The following is a 26998-nucleotide window of genomic DNA, read 5'->3' as shown; positions in this document are numbered from 1 at the left end:
AGTGAAACAATATTTAAAAGAAGATGCTTGGTCGATCATCGAAGAAGGGTTCGACCCGGCAAACCATGAAATTTCCGAGAGCATTTTCAGCATCGGAAACGGATATATGGGGCAGCGGGCCAATTTCGAGGAACGGTACGGCGGCCCATCCCTGCAGGGCAGTTATATGGCGGGCGTCTATTATCCGGACAAAACCCGCGTAGGCTGGTGGAAAAACGGATACCCCGAATATTTTGCCAAAGTCCTGAACAGCACCAACTGGATCGGGATCGACGTTTGGGTGGACGGCGCCGCCCTTGACCTGGCCGCTTGCGAAGTGAAGGATTTCATCCGCGAATTGAACATGAAGGAAGGCTGGCTCTCCCGGCGCTTTACCGCTATTTTGGAAGGCGGGAAGGAAATCGCCGTGGAGGCCAAGCGGTTCGTCAGCATCGTACGCCATGAAATCGGCGCGGTCCGCTATACGGTGACTCCGCTCAATTTCAGCGGGGAACTGCGTTTTATGCCGTACCTTGACGGCGACGTAAAAAACAAGGATTCCAACTATGAAGAGAAGTTTTGGGTCGAAGTGGAGAAAAAGGCTGCAGCCGACCTGTCCTACCTGACGGTCAAAACGAAAAAGCTGGACTTCCATGTGACGTCCGCCATGGCTTTTGATGTGTTGAAAAACGGGCAAGCGCTGGAGCTTTCGCAGGTCTTCAACGAGCGGGAGAAATATGTGGCCGCTGAGGTGGCGGTACGGGCTGGTCAAGGCGAATCCGTGACGCTTTATAAATACATCGCGAACGTGACCTCCCGCGATCACGGGCTGGCCGAGCTGGCCCCGGCCGGGACAAAATTGCTGCTGGCGGCGAAAGAGGCCGGCTTTGACGTTTTGCTGCGCGAGCAGGCCGAAGCCTGGGCGGAAAAGTGGAAGACGAGCGACATCATCATCGAAGGCGACGTATCGGCGCAGCAGGCGATCCGCTTTAATATTTTTCAGCTCAATCAAACCTACAGCGGGGACGACGACCGGCTCAACATCGGTCCGAAGGGCTTCACCGGGGAAAAATACGGCGGAAGCACCTATTGGGACACGGAAGCCTACTGCGTGCCGTTCTACCTCAGCACGGCCGATTCCGGCATTGCCCGCAATCTTTTGATCTACCGTTACAAGCACCTGGAAAAAGCGAAGGAAAACGCGCGGAAGCTGGGCTTCTCCAAAGGCGCGCTGTATCCGATGGTGACGATGAACGGCGAGGAATGCCATAACGAATGGGAAATTACGTTCGAGGAGATCCACCGCAACGGCGCCATTGCTTACGCTATTTTTAATTACGTGAATTATACAGGGGATAAAGCATACCTCAGCCAATACGGTTTTGAAGTGCTGGCGGAGATCTCCCGTTTCTGGGAGGAACGCGTCAATTTCTCGGCGGCCAAAGGCAAATACGTTATTCTCGGGGTAACCGGGCCGAACGAATACGAAAACAACGTGAACAACAACTGGTACACGAACCGGATTGCCGTTTGGACGCTGGAATATACGCTGGAAGTGCTGAACGATTTGAAAAGCAATGAACCCGACCACTATGAAGCCTTGGCGGGCAAGCTGAATTTGCAGGACGGGGAAGTCCAAAAATGGCGGCATATTATCGATAACATGTACTACCCGCACGATGAAGAACGCGGCGTATTTTTGCAGCAGGACGGCTTCCTCGACAAGGAGATCGTTCCGGTGAATGAACTGGCGCCGGAGCACCTGCCGTTGAACCAGAAATGGTCGTGGGACCGGATTTTGCGCTCCTGCTACATCAAACAGGCCGATGTGCTCCAGGGCCTATACTTCCTGGGCGACCGCTACGACCTGGAAACGAAAAAACGCAACTTCGATTTCTACGAGCCGATCACGGTGCACGAATCCTCCCTGTCGCCTTGCCTGCATGCCATTATCGCCTGCGAGCTGGGATACCAGGAGAAAGCGTACGAAATGTACCTGCGCACCGCCCGCCTCGATCTCGACAACTACAATAACGATACCGAGGACGGCTGCCATATTACAAGCATGGCCGGGACGTGGATGTCGATCGTGCAAGGGTTCGGAGGGCTTCGTGTGCAGGGCGGCGAGCTGGTGCTGCGTCCGTTTATTCCATCCCATTGGAAGTCGTTTTCCTTCAAAGTGATGTTCCGCGGCTCCCGCCTCCAGGTGAACGTCACCGAAGACAGCATCATCGTCGTTAACGAAACGGATGTGCCGGCGGCGATCCGGATTTACGACCAAAGCTATACGGTCGGCGCTATGGGCGAGGTGCAAGCGCAGCGTTCCGCTCCGGCCGCGCTGAGCTGATGATCGTCCCCCAATAAGCCATGCCAAAAAAAAGCTGCTCCCGGCGTAAACGCCGTGGTGAGCAGCTTTTTGGGCTTTTCCGGGTCATCATGCGGCGATGTCATGCACCAAATTTCTAAGCCATTTCCGCGACCGGATTCGCGCGATGCCGAGGCCGAACCGAACGACTTCCTCCAAAGACAAAGCGAAGTATACCAGGTAAATAGGCTGCTTGAACACAAAGGAGAGTATCAAACCCGAAGGCACTCCGATCAACCACGTTGCCGCCGATTCCATGACGAATACGAATTTGCTGTCTCCGCCGCTGTTTAAAATCCCTCCGGCCATAATCATATTTCCCACCTTAGCCCAGAGGAAAGCCGCGAAAACCCATACCAGATAAATGCCCAGACGATGCGCTTCCCCGGAAAGGTTAAAGGCTGACACATACCAAGGGGATATCGCCGCGATCAGGAGTCCGACCGCAACAGAGACGATCGTCCCCAGCTTGAGGAAGCGCAGCGCATACTGCATCGCAGTCTCCTCCTCTCCGGCGCCGAGCTTGTTGCCGACCATGACTCCGCCCGCGCCGGAAAGGCCTGACAGCAGTCCTATACATATCCCTTGCAGGGGAAAAGTGATCGTCATGGCCGTCATTTCGGTGGTGCCCATCCGGCTGTAAATGACCGCGTACACCGTTTCCCCCAGTACCCAAATCAATTCAGTCAAAACGATGGGATACGTCGTTTTAATGAATTTTTTCACCAAAGCCCCCGAACCTTCGAACAAATCGCCAAAGCGCGCCCGGCCCGGAAGCTTGAACAAATATACCGCTCCAACGATCATTACGCACTCTACCGCTCTGGAGAGCGATGTCGCAATCGCCGCTCCTTCTAACCCCAATTCCGGAAAACCCCATTTCCCGAAAATCAGCATATAGTTCAACAGGATGTTAAGGCCTACCGCAAACAGGCTGACGGACATCGGCAATTTTACATGCGTCGTGCTCCGCAATACGGCGGAATACAGCATAGTCAGCATGACCGGAACATAACTGAGGGATACGATTTGCAGAAAAACGCCCCCCTCGCCGATGACCCGCTTATCCGTAGTGAACACGCCAAGGCAAAGCTGCGGATTGAAAAATACGAGCAGGGTAAACAGGAAAGAGAGCGTAAACCCCGCCATCAGCCCGATACCCAGCAAGCGGGAGATGTTCTTGCCGTCCCGCTTTCCCCAGAACTGGGCCACGTAAATGGATACTCCTGCGGCAAGGCCGGCCAGCACGACGGAAATCACCGCGTAAATTTTCCCGGCCATTCCGACCGAAGCGATGGCCACGTCGCCCAATTGACCGACCATCAGCTGATCGGTCAAAGTAAAAAAAGCCATAATCAGACTTTGCAGCGTGACCGGAAGAGCGATTTGATATACGCTTTTATAGAAGTCTTTTGATGGCCGGTTCATCCTTTGCGATACCTCTTTTCCCTCGCTCATACCGCTTTTAAATAGCGAAGCAGTGTATAGTTGTCTTTGGGGAGCACCTCGGCTACCTTAAACCGTTTAGCGTAATCCAGCTTGTTGTAGCCCTCCCCGTCCACCAGCGTGATATTGGATGATCCGCCGATAATAATCGGAATCTGCATCAGGATGATTTCATCGACCAAATCCTGCTTAAACATATGCCAATTGAGAAAGCCGCCTCCCTCCACCATCAGGGTGGAAATTCCGTACTCCGCTTCCAGACGGCGGAACAATTGCGGAAAATCGACCTCGCTTTGCCCGCATACGAGACATTCCTTTCCTCTTTCCCGCAGCAGCTTCACTTTTTCCTCATCCTTGCCGTTCTCCGTCGTCACCACAATCGTTCTCCCCTCATCGGTCAGCACATGGCTGTCCATCGGTATGTCCATCGATCTTGTCGGAACGATCCTCACCGGGTTCTTGTTCTCCTCGTGTCGGTTGGTTAGGAACGGATCATCCGTCACAATCGTATTTTTCCCTACCATAATTCCATCCACTTTGCCGCGGAATTTGTGGATAAATTCCATATCCCGACCGTCAAAGAAGCTGAACAAGGGCTTGCTCGACTGACCCGGTCCCAGCGTTAGCTTACCATCGATCGAAACTTGGCTAAACACACTCGTTCTCATGGATTATCCCCTTTGCGAATTAATTTTTCCTGCCAACGTTCCGCTCCCATTTAACTGAACTGCAGCCTCCGCCGCATGACCGCATACGCGGTCTCCGCGCCATAATCAAGCAGCAGGCTCAGGCCCGCCCTCATGGCTTCCCAGATCGAGGACATCGCCGGCTCGATCGGCATAGACCGGCATTCCTCCGCCAACTCCGCCAGCCGCCCACGGTTAGCCGGACCGGAAAGCTTTAAGCGCTCGCGCGCGCCCGCGTGAACGGGAATCCGCTGAACCGCAGTTCCCCACTTTTCCTGAACCTCTTCCTTCAGCATAAAGCGGGCAAAAGACAGAATCTCCCTGCGGAGCTCCGATTCCAGCGATCCGCCGGGGAAGACAAGTCCGATCGCCGAGGTCATGGAAATCGAAGACCGTCCCCCGACGGAGGGGAGTTGGGCCACCCCCAGCCTGCTCCCCATATGCCTATCCAGATGGTTAAAGCTCCATTCCCCGCCTAGAATCGCCCCGGTCTCACCGGCGATAAATCGCTCCAGCAGCTCGGTGGAACCGTCCATGCTGCACAGGAGCCCCTTCTCGAGCTGCTTTCGTACAAACGCAAGCGCCTGTTGCGTTTCGGTTTCCGGCAGAGCGGGAACCCCCTCTTGAATGGGCCACCCGCCAAAAGCCGTCAAAAATGGTATGAACCAGTACGGCTCCTGTAAATCAGCAGCGACCGGCCGTATCCCTTTGCTTTTCAGATCTTGGCCAAGTTCCGCGATCTCCTCCCAGGAACCGGGGGGCTCCGGGAATAAATCACGGTTATAATACAACACCAGATGATTGCCCGTGAGAACCGGAAGCCCGTACGGCACGCCGGCGGAGTTCATGGACGGGGTAAATTCCATACCTTGGCCGCTTACCAGAGCGAGCAGTTCCGCTGGCACGACAGAGTACCTCGCCTTGTCCGCGAAAGCCGCCATATCCGCCGGCACCAGAGCCATTTGCGGCGCCTCGCCTCCGGCGGCGATCCCGTTCAGCCGGGAAGCCAACTCTGAAATGTTCATCATCTCGAGGACGACCTCTGCTCTATGTGTCCGGGAATAATCGCGGCACAACTGCTCCAGCAGCTCGATGGACGTGTCCCCGGGGCCGTCGAATTCATGCCAAATCACTAATTTGTTTGCCTCCGGCCGCATTGTAAACGCCTCCCGCCTGCATCTTTTCGATTTGCGTATAATAGAAAATCCCGCCCTGATATGGCTCCAGCAAGCATGAACCGTCAGTGCCCGCGCAGTCCATCGTATCCAGCGGCGATGCCTTCCCGCCCTCGCGGCTGTCGATCAGGAGCGTCCAACCTTCCGCCCCGGGATGGACGGCGCTTAAATCCACCCTCTGCCGCTCGGAAGCACTCAGATTGAAACAGCCGACAAGCAACTCGTTTCCCTCCAAATATGCGTACATGAGCACCTCCCCTTGTGCGTCCGGCATAAAGAAATGGCCTGGCCGAATCAGCTTTTTAAGCCGCTTCTTGCAACCATGCAGCCGATTCAGCAGAGGGATCATCGGAAGTGGATGAGTCCAGCCGATAGTCAATTGATTAAAAAACGCTCTGGGGATTTCCGTCCCTCCGGTGTTGTCGGCAAGTCCGCAATTCAGCGGCCGCTTTTCGTTCATTTCAATGCCCGTCGTCAGGAAGGGGACCGCATTCGGCAGAAAATAATTGAATACGCTCATCATCCGTGCCAGCTCCTGTCCGCCGCGGCTGGCGATTCGCGGCGTATCCGCCGTTTCCGAGCAGGCAAACACTGGAATGGCCAATTCCGGCAACTCCCCAAGATATTCCCGCAACCGCTCAACGGAGATATCCGTCATGACGTTCCAGCCGCTGCCCAGCATCATATTGTATCCTGCGTCCGCCGCCTTCAGGTGATTGCGGTTAAACAAGTCCTCGCTAATCAGGATGGCCTCCGGGCGGATTTCCCTGGTCACCCGGAATATCTCTTCCAACAGCGCCGTAGGGAGCACATGTCCGATATCGATCCTGAATCCGTCTACAGCGTAGCGGCCCAGGTTGAATTTGACGGCTTCAATCAGCATATCCCACAATTCCCGATTCGGCTTCGTCCCCGGGTAAAGGTTGCATTTGATCGTATCGAACATTACGTACGGAGGCTGATTCGGCGGCAGCAGCGGCTTGATCTGCGGCGAAACATCCTTGTACAGCCGGTAAAAGGCGATATCCGTCCAGACCGGCTGCACATCATTGATCCAGTCAGAGTGTGCCGGAGCCGTCGTAATGCCCATTTCCCGTTCCACGAGCCGGAGCAACGGCTCGCCGGTCTCCCGCGCGTGCCGCTTTATGCTTTCCCATAAAGCCGGGTTTAGCTCATTGGGAGGTGGCGAAAATTGGGCCAAAAACGAAGCCGTTTCCGCGCTGCGGTAGACGGTTTCCAGATTGTCCGGTGTGCACTCCGTAAAAAAGCCCAGCTCCGGCACGCGCGGCGGACGAAAACCATTCACATATTCTTTGCCGATCCAGTATACCCAGTCGGGGTGTTCTTCGATCACCTCGCTGTCCCGTGCCGTCACCCGGGGAATAAAATCCACCACCACTTTCATTTTCAGCAAATGGCAGGCTTCCACAAGCGCCTCCATCTCATCGTGAATCGAAAAACCTGGCATGCTGTCCAGCAGCGGGTCGTGCAAAGCGGGGTCGAGCTCGAACAAAGAATGGACCGCGTAGGGAGAACCGATGTCCCCTTTCCAATGCAGCTCGCTGTAGCGGGTCACCGGCAGCAGGTACACAATATTTACGCCCATTTTTTTCAGCAGCGGAAGCAGGATCATCCAGCGTAAAAAGGTACCTGACTGTACGGTCCCGGTGTGCCGGTAATCCCAGGCGGCGGTATAGCGCACCAGCGAGCAGTAGATCACACTATGGTCCAAATCCCGCCCGTCAAACATCTCGTTTTCTTCGGATAAGTCGAACAAATAATCAAGGTGACTCACCAGAAAGGATACCGGATGCACCTGAATCTCCCTGTTTTCAGCATCCGATGCGGCGGCCGGATATCCGCACTCGTTCCATACTGCCGGAATCCAGATCGGCTCCGCCGCATGGCTCTGACTTGAAGCAAGAAATCGATAAATTTGTTTCAACCGTCCTTGACGCGTCATACAAGGTCATCCCCTTTCGCAACGGTTAGAAGGCTCAGAAGGTGAATACCGATTTCATCGTCCCGCGTGGCTCGTTCCCGCCCCCGGACGTGCCGCTGCCCAACAGTTCTTGAATCGCCTCCTCATATGCCTCCAGAGGATGCCGTTTCGTAACCAGCGTAGCCAAGCTAGGGCATTCCGCCGCATACTGCAACGCCGCCTCAAAGGTTCCCAAATATTCTCCGGCGCCGATAAGCTTAACCGCATTCTGGGTATAGCGGGTCGGAGCCAGAACATGCCGGTATCCGCCATTGATCCCGAAAGGGACGATTCTGCCTCCCCGCTCGACCATTCGCTCCGCCACTCCCAGCTGATTCCCGGCCGTATCGATCACCACATCGTACTTTCCCCCTTCGTTTCCCTTGCTCCTCTTCTCCAATTCTTCGGGAACGAAGACCATCGGGGAGAAACGGCGGGCAAAGTCAGCTCGGTAAGGATTCGTTTCCGTTGCGGTTACGTCACATCCGAGCCCGAGGCCCACAATTTGACACAGCATACCCATTGGTCCGGAACCTATAACTAGAACCCTGTCTTCCTGAGTTATCCCGGCCTCCTTAAAGTTGTGAAGAACGCAGGCCAGGGGCTCCACCAGTACCGCAGCCTCCAAGCTCATCCCCTCCGGGAGCTTGTGCACGAACTTCTGATTCGTTACATAGAAGGGAGCAAAGGTGCCGTGAATGTTCAAGCCGGCGATCTTCATCCCTTTTCCGTCCGTGCCGGTGCACAAGTGAAACCGGCCCTGCCGGCAAAACCGGCAGGACCCGCAGCTCAAGTTGGGATCGATCACGACCCGGTCCCCTATCAGTACGCGCGTTACCTCCGACCCAGTCTCGATTACCGTACCCGCGGCTTCATGCCTCCGGATAACACCGGGAAGACCCGGTTCTTTCCCCGTAATCACCGCCAAATCCGTTCCGCAAATGCCGCTAAGCTCAATTTTGATCATGACATCCTCAGATCTGCGGCATGCGGGAGCCTCATGCTCCAACAGCTTCAATTGGTCCTGGCTCGTCCAGCTTAATGCCTTCATCCAATTTTCCCACTTTCCCCCAGGAGCGCTCCAAAAGTCAGGTTTATAATTTATTCAAACGTTTGCGCAAATCGTTTAAACCCATCATATCACTGATTTTTGTAAAAGTAAGGAAAATCTTGTCGAACACTTTCTTTTTTTCAGAAAAATTACTGAAAATCGAGACTGTCAGGGAGAACCCCGTGTTTCCGCTTCGCTTGCATCTAAAAAAAACAGGCCCATGTGCAATTACATGGACCTCTTGCAGCTTATTGCAGATTAGTCACGAAAGCTGGCCTTTGTACCCTCTTCGTCGTTGCCAAGCGTACAAAATATATGCGCAGTTATCCAACGCTTATTCTTTCGCCTCCACGTTCTAAAAGCCCTGTGCTAAGCCCGAACGCCCAGCACGATCAGGCCGATGCCGTTAGCGGCAAGCTTGCCGTCTCCCAGCGATTGAACGTACTCGCCGCCGAAACGTACCTCCCACGCCCCCAGTGCAGGCAGTTCAAGCGTCACCGCGCCGGGATTGGCGTTGTACAGGACGTACAGATGGCGATCCGGATCGCCGCCGGCGTGTTCGCGCAGCGTATACGCCACCGTATGCGGCGGCGCTGCCTCGAAGCGCAAATGCGCGCGGATCTCGTCCGCCGTCCGCAAGCGGAACGCGGAGTGCGCCCGGCGCAGCGAGATCAGGCTGCACATATAGGACACGTCCGCCCGATGCGCCGCGCAGCGCTCCCAATCGAGCCAGTTGGTCTCGATCGGCGATTTGTAGCTGTTCTCCACGCCGCCCTTCGTTCGCATGAACTCCTGCCCGGCGTGGATGAACGGAATGCCCTGGCTTGTGAGCACGATCGCCGAGGCGAGCCGGTGTATGGCCCGGCGTTCGGCCTCCGACGCCTCGGGCGTGGACAGCATGATTTTGTCCCATAACGTGTGATTGTCGTGGCACTCCACGTAGTTGACCGACTGCGCTGGCTCCACTGCAAACTGACGGATTTCCCCGCCGTAATCGATCCCCCCGGCAACGCCTCGTTTCACACTATCCTCAAAGCCGTCGCCGCCGCTGATAAAGCCTCTTTTTTCAGGATGAAAAATATCGCCCTTGACCGCGTCCCGGACCCCGTCGTTGAACAAGCCGATACGCGGCATCCGCGCGGTGTTGGCCTGATTGGCCCGCCGCTCCGCGGGCAGCACGGTGTCCATCATCCAGCCTTCGCCCAGCATGATCAGGGAGGGATCGATCTCATCCAATCGGCGGCGGATTTCGTTCATCGTATCGACATCGAGCAAGCCCATCAAATCGAAGCGGAAACCATCGATATGATATTCGCGCACCCAATGCAGCACCGAATCGACGATATATTTCTTCATCATCGGCCGCTCCGAGGCGCATTCGTTGCCGCAGAACGCTCCGTCCGAGAAGGTGCCGTCCGCCTTGTAGCGCAAATAATAGCCCGGCACCAGCTTGGTGAAATGAATCAGGTACCCGTCGAACACATGGTTGTAGACCACGTCCATGATGACTCGGAGCCCCCGGGCATGCAACGTCTGCACCAGGCGTTTCAGTTCGGCGATTCGCGCAGCCGGATCGTAAGGGTCTGTGGCATAGGAGCCTTCCGGCACATTATAGTTTTTCGGATCGTAACCCCAGTTGTAATGGGGTTCATCCAGACGGCGTTCATCCACGCTCTCCCTGGAGTAGTCGAACACAGGCAGCAGCTGCACATGCGTAACGCCAAGCCCGGCGATATGGTCGAGTCCCGTCGGTATGCCGTCCGGCCCTCTTGTTCCTTCTTCGGCCAGACCCAGGAATTTGCCTTTCTCGCGAATGCCGCTCCCCGGGTGAACCGACAGATCGCGGACATGCAGCTCATAAATCACCGCGTCGGTCTCTGAAGCCAGCGGCGGCTTCACGTCTTCATCCCACCCTTCCGGAGAGGTGCTCCGCAGATCAAGGATCGCCGCTTTATCCCCGTTGACGCCCACCGCCTTGGCGTAAGGATCGGCGGCTTCGTTCCATTGCGCCCCCACCTTTACGCGGTAAGTGTATAATAAGTTCCGGCAATCCTCCGCAATCGCGAGCGTCCACGTCCCCTGCGCATCCCGCTGCATCGCCAGCTCTTTAACTGGCGCACCGTCCCAGGTTTCATACAGAACGACTCGCGCTTCCGAAGCCGTAGGGGCCCACAAGCGGAAGCGGGTTTGCTCCGGCGTATAAACGGCCCCCAAGTCGTCGCCCTCATAATAAAACTTCGCGTCGAATTCCGCATGAAATACGGAAATTCCTCCGGTAACTGCCAAATCGCCGTAATCTATCGTACCGTTGTATTCTTTTTGAACGGACAAACAGCTTCACTCCTTCCCCCGCAAATTCCGCAAATGCGGAAACACTTCTTCCGTATACGCACGTAATATTTCCCCCACACTCCAGGCCTGCGAATGCAGCACGTAAGGCGTGTACAAATGCTTGTATACCGTGACTGCGACAGCCGCTTCCTGCTCTGGTGACAGCATCGTGAACGGCAGCGAAACCGCGCAGATTTGATTCGGCCGAATGGAGCCGTGATCGCTCTCTTTCCGCCCTCCTCCCGCAGAACGTCGATACATCGTAAAGGCACACCGCCGCCTCGTTCCAAAAGCGCCGCCGGAAGGAATCGCGCACCTTGCGCGCTAATTCATCATATGGCTCCGTTTCCCCGAAACGTTCCGCCAGCCGTGCCATAATGCACAGCGCGTTATACCACAGAGCGTTGATTTCCACCGGCTTGCCGTGCCGCGGCGTCACAGCCCAATCGCCTACGCGTACGTCCATCCAGGTGACCTGATCCAGCCCGCCGGCGCATGAACCATGCCCCGCATGAATCAGCCCGTCCTGTCCATCGCGATCAAAAAATCGGTTCCGCTGGGGTAGTCGGCGACGATTTCTTTTAACTTCGGATAGACCTCCTCGCGAATGAACCTGTAATCATCTTCCCCACCGGCATGTTTCAAATATTCATAGCTGGCGTGAATATACCCAAGCGATGCGTCCACCGTGTTGTACAGCGGCTCCTGGCCAGGATATAAGCTCTGCCTCCCGTGCTTCCGCCTCACCTCATCTTTATGTGCTGGATTATATCATCGAAATCAAAAGAGGGCAATCGTTTGCACGAAAAATGGTAAAGCGCTTCCCTGTAAGAAAACGCCGCTGCCGGGAATAAAGCGTTCCAGGAGAAGAAGACGCTACTCTAACGGACACCAGCGACCTTATCCGCCCATTTCCCGGGTATTTCCCAGCCTAACGGACACACATGACTCTATTTCGCTCTAAACCCGTTCATCCAGGCCGATTTGAGGTAAATAAGGTCTTCTGTGTCCGATACATTTTGCAAACTCCCGTTTTTTCGAAAATAACGGCTCTGGTGTCCCTTAGCTCCCTCCAGGTCCCTCTTCTCCTCCCCTCTCTACCTGCGTTTCGCCCTCTACCATGCCCGAAATTTCAAAAATTCTGGTAGAAAAAAACCGGCCCTTTGAGGACCGGTTCTTCGCTGCTGTCTTGCAGCAGCTGTTTTATCCCGCTTGTTTGACGATATACTCCAGATCGCCCAGCATCAGCTTGGCAAAGCTGGAGTTGATGCCCTTTCCGCTTTGCGCGTTGATCGTCTGCTCCAGCACATTGATTTTCTGCTGGCGCTCGCGCTCCGTTTTCGCCTTTTGCAGGGAAGTAATCTTGGCGTCCAGGCTTTGGACGATTCCAATTTTCACGTATCCTTGCTCTTTTCCGGCATCAACCAGCTCGTCCAGATGGGCGATGTCGATCGTAACCGTAAAGTCGAACTGCTCCGCGGAATTGAGCCCGGCCGCATCCGAGGCGCTGACGACCAGCTTATGACTCCCCGCCGCTAAGGATAACGGGGCGATTTCGTGCAAATCGGCGATTGGGCGGCCGTCCAATTGATACGTCGTATTTTTCACTCCGCTTACGGTGTCCTCAACGTTAACTTGAATCGGAAGCTCGGTTTCGATTTGTAAAAATTGCCGCTCCCCGGAAAAATGAATAACCGGTGACTGACGGTCGATATTGATGTAGACCGTTTTCGCGGCTTCGCTATTCCCGGCCCGGTCCCATGACCGGTACTCGATCACGTATTTGCCGTCCTCTGTCAGCAGAATCGGGGAAGCATAAGTGAGCCATTCCCCGCCGTTGATCCGGTATTCGGTCCGTTCCAGACCGCTTCCGCCCTCGTCTTCCGCCGACAAGGAAACCGTAACGTCTTCCGGGTTGTACACTTCTTGACCCGTGGCCCCCGAAGCGTTCGCTTCGGTCACCGGAGCCAGCGTGTCTGCTACCGCCTCGCTAAGCGCAACGTGATCCAGGGAGAGCGGCTTCAGCTGGTACGTCCCGCGAAATGTCGAAGCGATGCCGGTAATGTCTACCTTGGAACCCGCCGGGAAAAGCGCGCTGAATGCCGCCATATCCGCACCGGTCCGGCCATCGAAACGGACGCGCGTTGCCGAGCCGTCACCCTTGACGGCATTAAACTCAAACGAGCCGGCCGGAGAAGCCGCAACCACGTCTTGAACCGTCATATCGGTTAATGTGATGAACTGTCCCTGATTGCTGTCCGTGACCGCCTCTTGCTCGATCGGCTGAGGGAGCTGCGCGGTCCCTTTCTTTTCGATCACGACCGGATTTTCCAGCTCAACCTCCCCGTTGTACAACGTCCGGGTGGCGCTGATGCGAACCAGATCGCCCGCATGGTAGCCGGACGCTGTTTGGAACACGTAGACACCGGCGGTTTCGTCCTGGAGGTAGAAGCCTTGTCCGCCAAACAGCCCCGGTTCGGACGTAATGACGCCCTCCACGGTAACAACCGTGCCATCGGCTACTGAACGGGCATCGGCGATCGCGGTCAATTCCGGCACCTGCGGATGGTCGCCCGGCAGCGGCTCGGCAGCGACATCAGCGATCGCCACCGTCTTCGTCAGCGCGTTGCCGCTTCCCTGCTTGAGCCGCAAAGTGGCGCTTGCGGCCGTCACACCCGGCTTAAGCTGAACGGTCAGGTCTTTTGCCGCGTGCCCTTGGGCATTTCCTGTCAGCGAAAATGCCGGGCTGTAGTTGTAATCGGACCAGGTACCGTCGGCATTTTTGTAGCGGGCGATCTGCTCGCCGCCGGCCAGATAAATGCCGACTTTAAGGTCCGATACCGTCTGGCCAGGCGTTAAGCCATCGGCCGTCAAGCGGATCTGGAACTCCTGCGCGCTTGGCAGTTGCGCCTGATGCACGAATGCGTACTTAGGCTCCGTAGCGGGCGCTTGCGACGAGCCGTAGGAGCCCGGCTTGAACGTCGCAGGGTCGTACCATTTGTATCCGGCGGCCGGCTGGGCCCAAGGCTCCGGCTGCGGCTCGGTGGTGGCGGCCGGCTGCTCGTTTGGCTTCAGCTTGGTCGGTTCATCCAGCGCAAGCCCCGGCACTTCGCCGAAGGAGGTGTAGCTTTCGTCGTAAGCGAGCCATTTTACGATTTGCACCAGGAACTGCCCGTCGTCGACTTCCTTAAAGCCGTCGTACGTCGTTTTCTTCTGGCCGTTTTCTTCTCTCACATATTTCGGAGTTGCATCTTCTACGGGCGAGGAGTCGCCGATAAAAGCCGCTTTGCCGAGTCCAAGTTTGGACACCGCCGCATAAGCTCCTTCATCTCTTCCGCCGCCGTTGTAAACGCCTTCGTCAACCGCGTTCCCCCAGGCCGGCACGCCTTCGGGAACGTAGACGAGGCCTTTTGCTTTATGCGGATCCAAAATCGCCAGCGTAGAGCCGGCATGCATGGCTACGGCATCGACGTCTTTCGTGATGCCAAACGCCTGCGAAGGGCTGACGATGTCCCCAGCGTTAACGTCCCCAAGGGCATTATAGCGGAACCGCACGCCAAAGTTGTCCGCCAGCCAATCGGAGCTCGTGATCCCCTGCATTGCCGGCGAGGACGCTTCTGCCGCGCTCATGCCTTTGGCCGGGTTCTCGTAAGCTCCGCGGCGGAAGCCGTTGATCACCTCGGAGGCGTCCCAACGGTTTTTGTTGCGGTCGGCATTATAATGGTCGGATATGAAAAACACCGCTCCGCCGTTCTCGACATACTGCACCAGCGCCTCTTGTTCCCCGGTTTTAAACGGGACATTCGGCTCGGGAATGACGAAGACATCATAGTCTTTCAACGCGTCGTACGTAATTGCCGTTTCGCCAAACGTATACGGGATCGGCCGCTCCAGCGCCGCAACCGTGAAGCCCGCTCCGCGCAGCCCATTGGCGAAATCGGAAAACGCGCCGTCGATCACCCAGTCGGCCGCACCGGCGGTTTGGGCGTGCGTGTTGTCAAACAGCACTTTTTTGCCAGTGCCGTCCGGCAAGTCCGGGGCCTGGCCCGGATCGCTTGGATTTTGGCCTGGATCTCCCGGGTTCTCACCTGGATTTTCCGGCTCACCGGGGTTCTCGCCCGGGTTTTCCGGCTGGCCAGGATTCTCGCCCGGTTCTTGCGGTTCCCCAGGTTCGCCTGGTTCGCCCGGCTGCGCCGCGGTAAATTCAATCGCTGTCACGCTTTTTAATCCGGGGAAGTTGTTGTACGCAGCCAGCGTGCCGGATACCGTGACCTGTTTGCCGACGATGTCCGGGTTGCTTTGCAAACCGAATTCGACTCTCATTCCGGACGGAATCTGCACGTCCACAAGTTTGGCCGTATCCCGCTCCCCAGCCGCATCCGCGATCAGCAAGTTATAGTCGTTGCCGAACGGCGCCTCAAAATCGGCGGTCTGCGACCCAGCGGCATGTCCGGCGACATAACCGGTCACCGTAACGGCTTCGCCGCTGTTACCTTTGGCGATGGCTGCGGCTACGCTGATCCCTGCAGCTGCAGATTCACCTTTTTCCGCGGAAACACCACTCTCTCCGGATGCCTCCGTTCCGGCTTCTGGAACAAGCCCTGCCTCTGTTGGAACAAGCCCTGCCTCTGCTGTTATATGTTCCTGTTCCGCTCCACTTGCCGGCTCCGCCGCTTCTGCGGCTAAGCCCGGTATTCCTGTCATGACCAAAGTGCCGGCCAAAATCAAGCCAAGCAGTTTCTCGCTCCAACGGCTCCTCACCATGGATCGACTCCTCCCCAAATTTAGAATGGACTATCTACCTAATCATAAGGGTCGATAAAAAACTGACTGTTTACGTTGTGTTAAAGTATTGTAAAATTGTATCTTTGACTAATATATAGTCTTTTTGACTTATTTTTTCGATGTGCATGGCGCCGTAACGGACCGTAAAGACCTTATTCGCTCATTTCCCCGGTATTTCCCGTTGTAACGGACTCCAGCGCCTCTATTTGGCTTCTGCGCAGGCCATTTCCCGCGGTTTGGAGGAAATAAGACCTCCTCAGTCCGTTACAATTTTTGCCCCCTGGTTTTGAGGCAAATAAAGTCTCTGGTGTCCGTTAGATCGCATTACTGCAGCGGCAATGGCGACCCCATCCGGACCGCAACGAAAAAGGACTGTCCCCAAGACCATATCATATGGCCTTCAGGACAGCCCCTGCTCATTGTCGTTCTGCGTGAAGCCCGCGCCGTGCCGCGTTGCTACATTCCCGCCTTCTCCAGCATGCCGCGTGCGATCCAGACGCCAGCCGCACCGGCCTGGGCCAGACCGCGGGTGATGCCCGCCCCGTCGCCGCCGCAGAATAAGCCGCCAATCTCTGTTTCCAGCGATTCGGCCAGCTTCGGGCGGGCGGAATAAAACTTTGCTTCCACGCCGTAAAACAGCGTATGCTCGGAGGCGATCCCCGGCGTTACTTTATCGAGCGCTTCGACCATTTCGATCAGGCTTTTCATCGTGTTGTACGGCAGCACGAGGCCAAGGTCGCCCGGCACGGCCTCTTTAAGCGTCGGCTCGAGGAAGCCTTCGGAAATCCGGGTAGCGGTAGAACGGCGGCCCCGGAGAATGTCCCCATATTTTTGCACGATGACCCCGCCGCTCGACAGATCGTTGGCTCGTTGGCAAATCTCCCGCGCGTATTCATTGGGTTTATCGAACGGTTCGGTAAATTTGTGCGAGACGAGCAGCGCAAAGTTCGTGTTTTGCGAACCGAGCGCAGGATCTTTAAAGGAGTGGCCGTTCGCGGCCATTACTCCGCTGTGGTTTTCGACGACCACATGCCCGGACGGATTGCTGCAAAACGTGCGCACCCGCGTGCCGACCGAAGTGTTGTAAATGAATTTCCCTTCGTACAGATGCTCGTTAATCTCGCGCATGACGACGTCCGAGGTTTCCACACGCACCCCAACATCCACCTGGTTGTTTGTCATTTTCAGGCGGCGTTTCTTTAAGATTTCCGTCAACCAGGCGGAGCCGTCCCGTCCGGGGGCGACCATGACCAGATCGGCCTCATGCGTCTCCCCCGATTTAAGCTGGATTCCGCGAACCTGGTGGCCTCCGTCCGCTTTTACCGTGATCAGATCCTCCACTTCCGCCTTGAACATCATGTCGATTCGGGTGTTCAAATACTCGTAGATCGACTTCAGAATCTCGAGGTTTTGTTCCGTGCCCAAATGGCGGACCTGCGCCCGCAGCAGCTTCAGCCCCGCGGCGTATCCGCGCTGTTCGATTCCGCGCACCGCTTCGGTCAGCGGGTCGGTGATGTTCGTCGTGGCGCCGTGCTCCAAATTGATCGCATCAACGTATTCAATCAGCTCCAGCACTTTGGACGGAGCGATATAATCGCTCAGCCAGCCGCCGAATTCGGTCGTAATGTTGAACTTCCCGTCGCTGTACGCTCCCGCTCCGCCAAACCCGGCTGTGATCGAACAGGCCGGCAGGCAGCCGGCGTATTCTTTTTTCCCGGCCGGAGGCGGACAAAGCGTAATTTTCTCCTCCAAAATCGGACAGCGGCGGCGGTAAATATCATGCCCCTTGTCCACCAGGAGCACTTTCCAGTGAGGCGCTTTCCGCGTCAGTTCGTAGCAGGCAAAAATCCCCGCCGGCCCGGCTCCAACCACAATTACATCGTATTTACTCATCTGCTCTGCTTCCTCCTCATAGTTAAACGGGCTACCAAGCCCGGAAAAAACAAAAAAATCCCGGCTATCCAATAGGTATGCGAAAGCTCCTATTCGTAGCCAGGAATTTAGGGTTCCTTGTAGAGACCCCCGATCCGTATCACCGGGGATATACGAAATCAAAATATTAGTATATTCGGTTTCCATCAATAATCCGAGTATATGAGAAATAAACGTATAAGTCAAGGGAAAGTAATTTTATTATTCGGGTTTTGGTGTATTTATAATTTATTTAATTTTCTATTTGGACTCAAAAACCCCTAAAACACGAACATTTCCAAGGAATTCGCTTGACATATTAGTATTGCTGATTAGCATTACTCCTAGATCATATTGTATAATGTAAGGTGAAGCACTTTATTTTATTTTAAATCATAAGGAGTAGATGCAAAGAATGGACAGTGACAGGCTTTGGTTGAATTTGGTATTGGTCGTAATCCTTATCGCTTTAACGGCTTTTTTCGTGGCGGTAGAATTTGCGATTGTTCGTGTTCGAGGCAGCAGGGTGGATCAATTGATCGCCGAAGGGCGCAAAAACGCGCTCGCGGTCAAAACGGTAACTTCCAATCTGGACGGCTATCTATCCGCCTGCCAATTGGGGATTACGATCACCGCGCTCGGACTCGGATGGCTCGGGGAACCTACGGTGGAGAAAATGTTGCACCCGCTGTTCCACAGCCTCCAAGTACCTGATACACTAAGCAGTGCGCTATCTTTTATCATCGCTTTCGTAGTTATCACTTATTTGCACGTCGTTGTGGGTGAGCTGGCGCCAAAGACAATGGCCATCCGCAAATCCGAGGAAATCGCCTTGCTTACGGCCAAGCCATTGATCCTGTTTACCAAAATCATGCGCCCGTTTATCTGGGCCTTGAACGGATCGGCAAATCAGCTCGTGCGCTTGTTCGGCATCAAGCCGGCTTCCGAGCACGAAGAAGCTCACTCGGAGGAAGAACTGCAAATAATTATTAACGAGAGCTTTGAAAGCGGCAAAATCAATCAAAGCGAATACGGCTACGTCAGCCGGATTTTTGCCTTCGATAATTTGCTGGCCAAAGAAATTATGGTCCCCCGCACCGATATGATGTGCTTATATAAGGACAAGTCGCGGCAGGAAAATCTCGAGATTATCAAAGAGCAGCAATACACCAGATTCCCTGTCGTCGAAGGAAGCAAAGACAACGTCATTGGGATCATCAATACGAAACAGTTTTTCCTCGCCCACGAGAGCAACCCGAATCTGGATATCGCTTCGATTCTGCAGCCGGTTATGGCTGTCTCGGAGGTGATACCCGTCAACGAGCTGCTCAAAAAAATGCAGCAGGAAGGCACCCACATCGCTATTCTGATCGACGAATACGGGGGCACGGCCGGACTGGTAACGATCGAGGACATTCTGGAGGAGATCGTTGGGGAAATCCGCGACGAATTCGATAAAGAGGAAGAAGAGCCGATCGTGCAGCTCAGCGACACGCATGTCATCGCCCAGGGAACCGTAACGGTTAACCAGATTAACGACCTTATGCTCACCGATCTCAGCACCGAGGAAGTCGATACGATTGGCGGCTGGCTGTTCGGGATGAACCCCGGCATGGACATCGGCGAAACGCTGGAGCACGAGGATTTGACCTTTAAGCTGCTTGAAAAAGAACCGCACCGATTCCGCAAGCTGGAAATCGTAAAAAGGGCCGTAGTAGAGGCTGGATAGTCAGGAGCCGGATCGCTATAAAATAAATAAGGCTGTTCGCAGGTTAACCAAAACTTGCGAACAGCCTTTTTGGTTTCGAGTCCGTTGAACAACTACAGCAACTGCCGCCGGACTTCTGCCACTTCATCGTCCCGTGGCATTTCATCGCCGTAGCGGACTTTATAATACAAGCGAACAAGCAGGCCTGACCCGGTATTTTGCAGTTCCTTGGCGTTGGTTGCCGCCTGCGGCGCCGCCGGTCCTAGCCCTTTAGCAGCGGCAGGCTCTAACGATTCGGACATGCGCGGACTATCTGCTGTCAGGGCGGCTTGTTTGGGCTTGGCGGACATGGTGGAGAACGTTGTCTCGACTGCTATTTCCGGCTTGGCGAGTTCGCCAGACTTGGTTGCCTCTTCCGGCTTTGCAGGCTCGGCAGGCTTTGCGCCCTCATTGCAAGCTGCGGGCTTGGCGAACAAGGCCTCCCTTGCGGCCTTGGCTGCCTCCGCCTCTGCCGCGGCTGCGGCCAGCTTGCTGGCGTAGCGCGATTTTTCCGCCTTTTCCTTCACCTTGCCCGCTGCCTTGCCGCGCACCGCCTTTTCGCCGCGCTCCCGCCTAATATCCAGAGCCATTTCATAGGGCGTAAGATGCGGCTTGATCCGATATCCGCCTTCACGCTCCGCCTGCAGCATACGGCGGTACAAATAGCGGACCCTCTCCCGATTGTCTTGAAGTTCCTCCCAACGTTCGGCTTTCTCGGGACGGAACAGGGCAGCGCCCGCTTTTGTCCACTTTTTAAGCGCCGCTTCCCACGTAAAAATCCGGATTTCCTCGTCGCGGTACGCAGTATTCTCCTGTACAGGTTTCTCCCTGCGCAGCAAATCCACCAGGCGGTCGATCGCCCGGCGCCATACTCCGCCCACGTTCCGGTAAAGCCAATACAGGCCGAAACCAAGTGCCGCTGCAAGGGCCAGAATGCCAATGGAATAAAAAGCGTAGTCCAGCAGGCGCGACCAGATTCCCGGCTCATGCGCTTCCGCTGGCGGCAGCATGGGCTGTACGGGCGGCGGCTCCACCGCTTGTTCCGGCGGTGGCCCCTGTTCCCCCGGGCGGGCCAGCCATTGGACGAACGTTTTCAGCAGGCCCCACAGCAGGCGGCCAAGCCACCCGCCCGCCCCGGCCGCAAGCGCCAGGGAAACGATGACGATAACGCCGATGAACAGGCGGTTATGGCGTTTCAAGCCCCCGGGAAGCCGCTCCGCTGGATCGCCGGATAGCGAACTGTAACGCAGGAGACTGTCGTTCGTCACGAACAAGGCTAGCGCCAGGCAGGCCGCCCCCGCCCAGGTGAGCAGCGGAACCGTTGCTTCGAGCCCGGGGATGCGCGGAAAGGCGATCCCGGCGGCAAAGTACAAGGCAATGCCGGACCAGTACAGGCGGAAGTTGCCGATCCGCAACGCGGCCGTAACCCCCTGGAGGCTGCAAAACGCACCGGCGGCAAACCAGAAGCTAGAGCGCACAATCACAATCACAAGCGCAAGAGCCATGGACGTGTTGGCCGGGTTAACGCCAAGGCCAGCCCCAGCACCTGCCCATGCCGCCACAAGGGCAATCGCCGCTCCCAGCAGCAAGGCGGCAGCCCACCGCTGCCACAGCATACGCAGACAGTTGCGCAGCAGCACGCCCCCGAGCGACAGCAGCGGCAACCCGCACAGCCATGCCGCCATCCCCGGCCCAAGCAAATAGGCCTGAGCGACAAGCCAAACCGGGAGCAGAAGCCCCAGTTCGATCAGGCAGGACAACCAAATCTTTAAGGAGTCGTATATGTAAGCGGAACCATTTGGATTCGCGTCAACCGTTTTCTCCCGGCTTGCATTTGGTTTCACGCCAAAAACCTCCATTAATTTTATAACTCGAACTTTACAACTTAACCTGGCTGTTCAGCCCATGCTTCACTTCAACTCATTCACCGATAAAACCATCATACCATAATTAGATTGACGGAAAGTCCACGCCACTTTGAGCTCTCATTGGAAATATCCAATCAGGCGGCTATATTTACCACCAAATTTATTTCTATTGGATTTTTCCAATCAGCACGTTGGGTCAGGCCACGGAAATCTTGGAATAGCAGGCGGCTTGGACAAAAAGGCAGGACGGCGAAAAAGCGGCCGACTTTCCCGTTGGCCGCCTAACAGGTGAACATTACTTAGTCTCGTTTACGCCGGTTACGCTTGTCCGGACGAAGGATCGGCCATATGGAAAACTTCCCATATATGTCCGTTTATGTCCTGGAAGCCCCACTGATACATAAAGCCGTGATCCTGTGGATCACTCGAGGGGGTTGCACCGGCGGTAAAGGCTTTATTGACGAGCTCGTCCACGTGTTCGCGGCTGTCGGCGGCCAGGGAAACAAGCACTTCACAGGTTTTCGTTGCATCAGCAAGCTCTTTCTTAATGAACGTTTGGAAGTAGGACTCCACGAGCAGCATGGCATAGGTAGTGTCGTTGATAATCATGCAGGTAGCCTTGTCGTCGGTAAATTGCAAATTGAATTCAAATCCGATCTGTCCGAAAAAATCCATCGTTTTCTGCAAATCTTTTACCGGCAAGTTAATGAATGTACTCTTCGCCTGAAAAGCCATGCTCGATCACCTCTTCAATTTAGTCTAATAACTTTACTAGGTAAAATTATGATTCTAACATAAAGCACCATTGACGAAATATCAAGATAGACACTAAGGAGCACCACCGGAGAAATTGCTTCGACGGTGTTCTTTATTGCGCGACCAAATCCCAGCTGGGGGTACAAGGAATTTATAGTCTTATTAAGGGACTACACTTGGAAAAAGCGCCTGTTTCCCGCATCTTTCTAAAATAGCGGTAAAAAATGTCGTTATTTCGGCGATACCACCCATTCCGAGTACAATAAGGGAATTTTATGTCGCTATTTTCCCCCGCCGCTAGGAAATGCCCTCTGTTCTGGACCATTCATAGGAAAATAAGGGCAAAAATGTCGCTAATGAGGATGAACAGGCCTGGCTCCGGATAATAAGTACATAAAGTTCCGCTATTTTGAAGGCCGACGGTTGGACATCTTCGCCATACCAGCAGCCAACTGTCCAGCCCCAATTCCTAGATTGAACCTGGCTCGGCCCATTCGGGAATTTCCATCCATTCCACGCCGTTGCCGCCGCGCCGCAGCAGCTCCGCTGTTTCCGCGAGCTTCCCGCCCCAGTGGCAGGAAATGATCAAGTAATCGGTGTCGGCCGCTCCCGCCTCAAGCTCCAGTTCAAGCAGCCGAACCATCGAAACCGTTCTGTCCAGAACCAGCCGCGCCATTGTTTCCAGCAGCAGCTCCAGTTGATCGGTTGCCGCCTGCGGCTCAATGCGGACCGGCTCCGCCTTGCCGCCTGGCAGCCGCGCATTGCTCAGGAACCCCGCGCTTAACCCGTTACGCAGCGCATACGCCGCCACCGAAGCAGCATAACGAATCCCCAGCTCAATCCGCTCCGGCTCGGTCACCATTTTCCACATCGAATCGCTGATCTCCACATTCAGGCAGATCACCAGCCGATGGTCGGCGGTATAATCCCGCTTGTGCACCTGCAGTTCCCCGGTTCGGGCCGTCGCTTTCCAGTTGATCTGGCTCAGCGGATCTCCGGGACGGTAGGCGCGGATCCCCGCGGTCAAAAACGGGTCCTCCACGATCCAGCGCCGGACGGCGACTTCCCCAAGCCAGCTGTGGTTCGGCAGCGGCAGCTCCTCCAGCGGATCCACCCGCGGATACACAAGCAACTCCAGATCCAGCGGAAACTGTTTGACCTCCGAGTTCAGCCCCAGCGGATCGCCGGTCGTCATCGTGGCCGATTCCAGCCGGTACAGCCCCCTGCGGGCGCAAACCACCTTATGGCGCCTAGTAATTTGCCGGTATGACCGGAGATGAAAAAGGCTGCTGTGGTTCTGATAAATTTCCCCGGCATGAATCGCCAGGTTGCTCTGCTTTCCGAACGCAAGCCCGGCGGGAATGCTCGATTCCAGACGGAGCCAAGGCAGCGGCAGCAGCTTGGCATTGGCGATGACCTCGATCATTTCGACCTCGTCGCCTTCAAAAGCGGCCCGTTTGGAAAAATACCGCTCATACCGTATCCCTTTTAGCGCTTGCCGGCGATATAAAACGGCGATCAGCACGATGATTAGAACCGCGCTTAAAATAAGCCAAGGCAGCTGCATGGGATCAATCCTCCTGCGTTCCCCGGGCCGTCAGAAGCGGCTCGGCCGGCACCTCCACCTGCTGCAGCGCCTGAAGGACGGCTTCGCCTCCCTGCTCCTGGGCACTCCGAAGGCCTTGCCGCAGCACCAGCCGATGGGCCAGCACCGGTACGGCCGCCGTTTTGATATCGTCCGGGGTGACGTAATCCCGGCCCCGTATCAGCGCCAAGCCCTGGGAAGCGCGCAGCAGTGCCGTGCTCGCCCGCGGGCTGGCCCCCAGCTTCACTTCCGGATGCTTCCGAGTCGCCTCGGTCACGGCCACGATGTAGCCGAGCAGATCATCCTGGACGCGGATCGTCCGCGTATACCGCTGGGCCGCCGCCACCTCTTCGGCCGAAGCAGCCGCCCCGATTTCCGCCAGCGGCTGGCGTTCCTTAAAGCGCTGCAGGATGGCGACACCTTCACCGTGCGACGGATACCCCATCACAATCCGCATCAGGAACCGGTCCAGCTGCGCCTCCGGCAAGGGAAAGGTTCCCTGCTGGTCGATCGGATTTTGCGTGGCCATGACAAAAAACGGAGCCTCCAACTCATGCGTGACACCATCGATCGTCACCTGGCGCTCCTCCATGCATTCCAGCAAGCTGGACTGCGTGCGCGGCGTCGCCCGGTTGATTTCGTCCGCCAGCAGCACATGCGTAAATACCGGACCCGGCCGAAACTCGAACTCCCCCGTTTTCTGATTGAAAAAATGAATGCCGCTCAGGTCCGAAGGCAATAAATCCGGCGTAAACTGGACTCGCTTAAACTCGCCGCCGAGTGATTTTGCGAGCGCTTTCGCAAGCAGCGTTTTGCCTGTGCCGGGCACGTCCTCCAAAAGCACATGGCCGTTCCCGAGCAGCGAAGCGATCAGCAGGTCGATCACCTCCTCTTTGCCGACGACCACCTCGCCAATATTGCCGCGAACCCGCCCGATCAAATCCATCGCTTCCCGCAGTTCCATAAGTACCGACACCGCCTTTTACCATTTTTTTCCTTTCCATCTTAACAAAAAGCCCGGCCGCTTTATAGCCGGAGGCCTCCCCTAAACCTTCAGCCACTCCCGCAAATCGACGACCGAACGCATCGCGTATTCCTTTTGCATCGGCTGGCCGTCCTGCAGGACGATCAGGCAAGGAACGCTGGAAATCTCCCATTGATCGCGAAGCCGTGGACTATAGTTGATATTCAGCTTGGATACCGGGATGCTTGGCCCAGCCGCCAAAGCGATATCCAGCATTTTTTCCGCCAGTTTGCAAGTTCCGCACAGCGCCGTGAAGAAAAACAACGCCTCCTTGCCGGAGGTTTGTTCCGCGCGGTCAAGCCATTCCTGTTCCGTTGTTTCGCGAATTTCCATGGGCTGCCTCCCCTTTACCCATAATCATAACACAAGAAGCGGCCCTGCTCGCTTTGTATGCGAACGGGCCGCTCCCTTCGGCAATCCGGGAATGGGTATAATTCGACCTTTAAGCCGGGCGTGTGGTGAAGAGGTGGAAGGTCACTCCGAACTTGTCGGTGACAACGGCGTAAGCCGGGCTGAAATAAATGGACTGCAGCGGCATATCGACGCGCCCGCCCTCCTTTAAGGCATCATAAAGCTTCCGCGTATGATCCGCCGTACTTGACGTCAGGCAAACCGTAACCTGGCTGCCCGATTGATGCGGCTGGTCCGGAAAAATATCGCATACATAAAGCTCCGTTTCCCCCAGCTTCAGTATGGAGTGCGCTATGCGCTTTTTTACCTCGCCAGTCATCGGCTGTTGGGGTTCGGGCATTTCGCCGAAGGTTTGCTTAAACGCCACCTTGGCCTCCAGCGCCTGCTCATAAAAAGCAATCGCTTCGTCAGCTTTTCCATCCAGGGCAATCAGGGGGGTTGTCAACAGAATCATGTGAACACACTCCTTAAGGATTTAATGGGTCGGAATCCGGAGGGGGAAAGTGGCGATCTCCGTTTCCGCTTGATTCGATTTTTATTGTAGCCCATAATAGTGACAAGTATTGTCATAAATAAAAAATGAACACGGAGAGCTCCCCATGTCCAAATCGAAACGTCTGATGGAATTGATGATGACCGTCAATCGTAAGCGAAAATTCACCGTCAAGGAATTAGCCGGGGAATTCGGTGTTTCCCCGCGTACGATCCTCAGGGATCTTCAGGAGTTAAGCGAACTGGGCGTACCGCTGTATTCCGAGGTCGGACCGCATGGCGGCTACCAGGTGCTGAACGAAAGAGTGCTGCCCCCCATCGCTTTTACCGAAGAGGAGGCGGTGTCCATTTTTTTCGCCAGCCATGCCCTGCGCCATTACCGCTTTCTCCCGTTTGAAACGGAAGCGTCCTCGGCATTAAGCAAGTTTTACCATTATATGTCCGGAGATGTCCGGGAATGTATCGATCAGATGAAAAACCGGGTCGATTTCGTGACGCCCGAAAGGCAGTCGGACTTTCCTTTTCTCGCGGTTCTGCTGGACGGCGCTATCCGGCAAAAAGTCATCCGCATCGCCTACGCTTCGCGGTCCAGCGCCACGACCACTCGGCATATTCAACCGCTCGGGATATACGCCAGCCGCGGTTTATGGTACTGCCCAGCGTATTGCTTCGAGCGCGAAGATTTTCGCTTGTTCCGCTGCGACCGTATCGGCTCGGCCGTCATCGAGGAAGCGGACTCCGCGCCAAAACCGCTCGAGCTGCGGCACGTCCACCTCGGCAATTGGGAATCGTTTATCGATAGAAAGCCAATCTACGTGGACTGCACCATTGAGCTAACCCCGCTGGGGATCGAGGCCTGCGAGGGCGAGATCCTCCGCCACTTTCGTCTTGAACTTCGCGAGGATGGATCGGGCCTGCTGCGGGGGCAAATTCCCCCGGGAGAAATTCCGTTCCTGGCCAATTTTTTCATCGGCTTGGGGCGTGAAGCAACCGTCACCCGCCCACCGGAACTGATCGAAGCGATCAAGCACAAACTGACCGAGCTGCTGGATAAATACAGCTGAGTGCAAAACCCGGACGAATCGCTGAACCACCACGCTGGGAGCATAAAATTAAGATTGGCGGCTGGCAAAATAGAAAAACACTGCTTCGTTTGGTAAAGCGGGAGTGACGAACTTCTACGATCAGACAGAAGAGGTCTTTCATTGTTATAGACATCAGCCCGACCTAAATCAACTGCCAAGGGCGTTGAAAGCTTGAGGACAGGGAAGTGGGGTGGGGTGGGCGGCAGATCAACACTCACTGTCCGGACGCTTTGTATGATTATCCCGTTAGATCAGGGTAGCAGAAAAACAGACAAGCTCGGGAGAAGAAAATATTTGGTGGATAAGCAGATAGGTTCGAG

Annotated in this window: 18 protein-coding genes, 1 pseudogene and 1 riboswitch; of the genes and pseudogenes, 3 read left to right on the top strand and 16 right to left on the bottom strand. The window is 55.6% G+C overall.

The window, feature by feature from the left end; all coding sequences use genetic code 11:
* Position 1: 1 nt before the first annotated feature.
* The gene (locus tag ACLD72_RS28865; protein WP_411003465.1) at positions 2–2326 is read left to right on the top strand and encodes a glycoside hydrolase family 65 protein; all 2325 of its coding nucleotides are present in this window, start codon (positions 2–4) and stop codon (positions 2324–2326) included.
* Between the two features lie 87 nt (positions 2327–2413).
* Here the strand turns inward: ACLD72_RS28865 and ACLD72_RS28860 are convergent, their stop codons facing one another.
* From ACLD72_RS28860 to ACLD72_RS28815, 10 genes and pseudogenes are all read right to left on the bottom strand, one after another.
* On the bottom strand, positions 2414–3772 hold the full coding sequence (locus ACLD72_RS28860) for an MATE family efflux transporter (RefSeq protein WP_411003450.1): 1359 nt from the start codon (positions 3770–3772) through the stop codon (positions 2414–2416).
* 26 nt (positions 3773–3798) lie between these two features.
* Complete coding sequence (locus ACLD72_RS28855; RefSeq protein ID WP_411003451.1) at positions 3799–4458, bottom strand: RibD family protein; 660 nt, start codon at positions 4456–4458, stop codon at positions 3799–3801.
* A gap of 50 nt (positions 4459–4508) precedes the next feature.
* Positions 4509–5633, bottom strand: coding sequence for an extracellular solute-binding protein (locus ACLD72_RS28850; protein WP_411003452.1), 1125 nt, complete (start codon positions 5631–5633; stop codon positions 4509–4511).
* On the bottom strand, positions 5596–7614 hold the full coding sequence (locus ACLD72_RS28845; RefSeq protein WP_411003453.1) for an alpha-amylase: 2019 nt from the start codon (positions 7612–7614) through the stop codon (positions 5596–5598). The genes ACLD72_RS28850 and ACLD72_RS28845 overlap by 38 nt, the downstream gene beginning before the upstream one ends.
* A gap of 34 nt (positions 7615–7648) precedes the next feature.
* Complete coding sequence (locus ACLD72_RS28840; protein ID WP_411003454.1) at positions 7649–8683, bottom strand: zinc-dependent alcohol dehydrogenase; 1035 nt, start codon at positions 8681–8683, stop codon at positions 7649–7651.
* A 369-nt stretch (positions 8684–9052) separates the two neighbouring features.
* Complete coding sequence (gene pulA / locus ACLD72_RS28835) at positions 9053–11014, bottom strand: type I pullulanase (RefSeq protein WP_411003455.1); 1962 nt, start codon at positions 11012–11014, stop codon at positions 9053–9055.
* A gap of 6 nt (positions 11015–11020) precedes the next feature.
* Complete coding sequence (locus ACLD72_RS28830; protein WP_411003466.1) at positions 11021–11275, bottom strand: amylo-alpha-1,6-glucosidase; 255 nt, start codon at positions 11273–11275, stop codon at positions 11021–11023.
* A gap of 49 nt (positions 11276–11324) precedes the next feature.
* Positions 11325–11701 (bottom strand): annotated as a pseudogene (locus ACLD72_RS28825) (amylo-alpha-1,6-glucosidase); the annotation flags it as partial.
* Positions 11702–12217: 516 nt separating this feature from the next.
* Positions 12218–15778: a DUF6359 domain-containing protein gene (locus ACLD72_RS28820; protein ID WP_411003456.1), complete on the bottom strand. Its 3561-nt coding sequence runs from the start codon at positions 15776–15778 to the stop codon at positions 12218–12220.
* A 477-nt stretch (positions 15779–16255) separates the two neighbouring features.
* A complete protein-coding gene (locus ACLD72_RS28815) occupies positions 16256–17692 on the bottom strand; it encodes an NAD(P)/FAD-dependent oxidoreductase (protein ID WP_411003467.1) in 1437 nt (478 codons plus the stop codon).
* Between the two features lie 76 nt (positions 17693–17768).
* Positions 17769–17868, bottom strand: a riboswitch (purine riboswitch).
* Positions 17869–18125: 257 nt separating this feature from the next.
* On the opposite strand from ACLD72_RS28815, the gene ACLD72_RS28810 reads away from it, so the two are divergent.
* Positions 18126–19439, top strand: coding sequence for a hemolysin family protein (locus ACLD72_RS28810; RefSeq protein ID WP_411003457.1), 1314 nt, complete (start codon positions 18126–18128; stop codon positions 19437–19439).
* Positions 19440–19531: 92 nt separating this feature from the next.
* Here ACLD72_RS28810 and ACLD72_RS28805 read toward each other — a convergent pair whose 3' ends face one another.
* From ACLD72_RS28805 to ACLD72_RS28780, 6 genes are all read right to left on the bottom strand, one after another.
* The gene (locus ACLD72_RS28805) at positions 19532–21301 is read right to left on the bottom strand and encodes a hypothetical protein (RefSeq protein ID WP_411003458.1); all 1770 of its coding nucleotides are present in this window, start codon (positions 21299–21301) and stop codon (positions 19532–19534) included.
* Between the two features lie 342 nt (positions 21302–21643).
* Entirely contained in the window at positions 21644–22060 is a 417-nt protein-coding gene (locus ACLD72_RS28800) for a VOC family protein (protein WP_411003459.1), read from the bottom strand.
* Between the two features lie 490 nt (positions 22061–22550).
* Positions 22551–23648: a DUF58 domain-containing protein gene (locus ACLD72_RS28795; protein ID WP_411003460.1), complete on the bottom strand. Its 1098-nt coding sequence runs from the start codon at positions 23646–23648 to the stop codon at positions 22551–22553.
* A gap of 4 nt (positions 23649–23652) precedes the next feature.
* Positions 23653–24630, bottom strand: a complete 978-nt coding sequence (locus ACLD72_RS28790; RefSeq protein WP_411003461.1) for an AAA family ATPase — start codon at positions 24628–24630, stop codon at positions 23653–23655.
* 81 nt (positions 24631–24711) lie between these two features.
* Positions 24712–25023 (bottom strand): thioredoxin family protein, encoded by a 312-nt coding sequence (locus tag ACLD72_RS28785; RefSeq protein WP_251593021.1) that lies wholly within the window; start codon positions 25021–25023, stop codon positions 24712–24714.
* Positions 25024–25132: 109 nt separating this feature from the next.
* Positions 25133–25555, bottom strand: a complete 423-nt coding sequence (locus tag ACLD72_RS28780; RefSeq protein WP_251593020.1) for a VOC family protein — start codon at positions 25553–25555, stop codon at positions 25133–25135.
* Positions 25556–25700: 145 nt separating this feature from the next.
* Between ACLD72_RS28780 and ACLD72_RS28775 the strand changes: the two genes are divergently transcribed.
* Positions 25701–26657 (top strand): helix-turn-helix transcriptional regulator, encoded by a 957-nt coding sequence (locus ACLD72_RS28775; RefSeq protein ID WP_411003462.1) that lies wholly within the window; start codon positions 25701–25703, stop codon positions 26655–26657.
* Positions 26658–26998 lie beyond the last annotated feature (341 nt).

The organism is Paenibacillus lacisediminis, from assembly GCF_046567315.2.
Note: the sequence above shows the minus strand (reverse complement) of the source record. Positions and strands in the feature narration are given on the sequence as shown.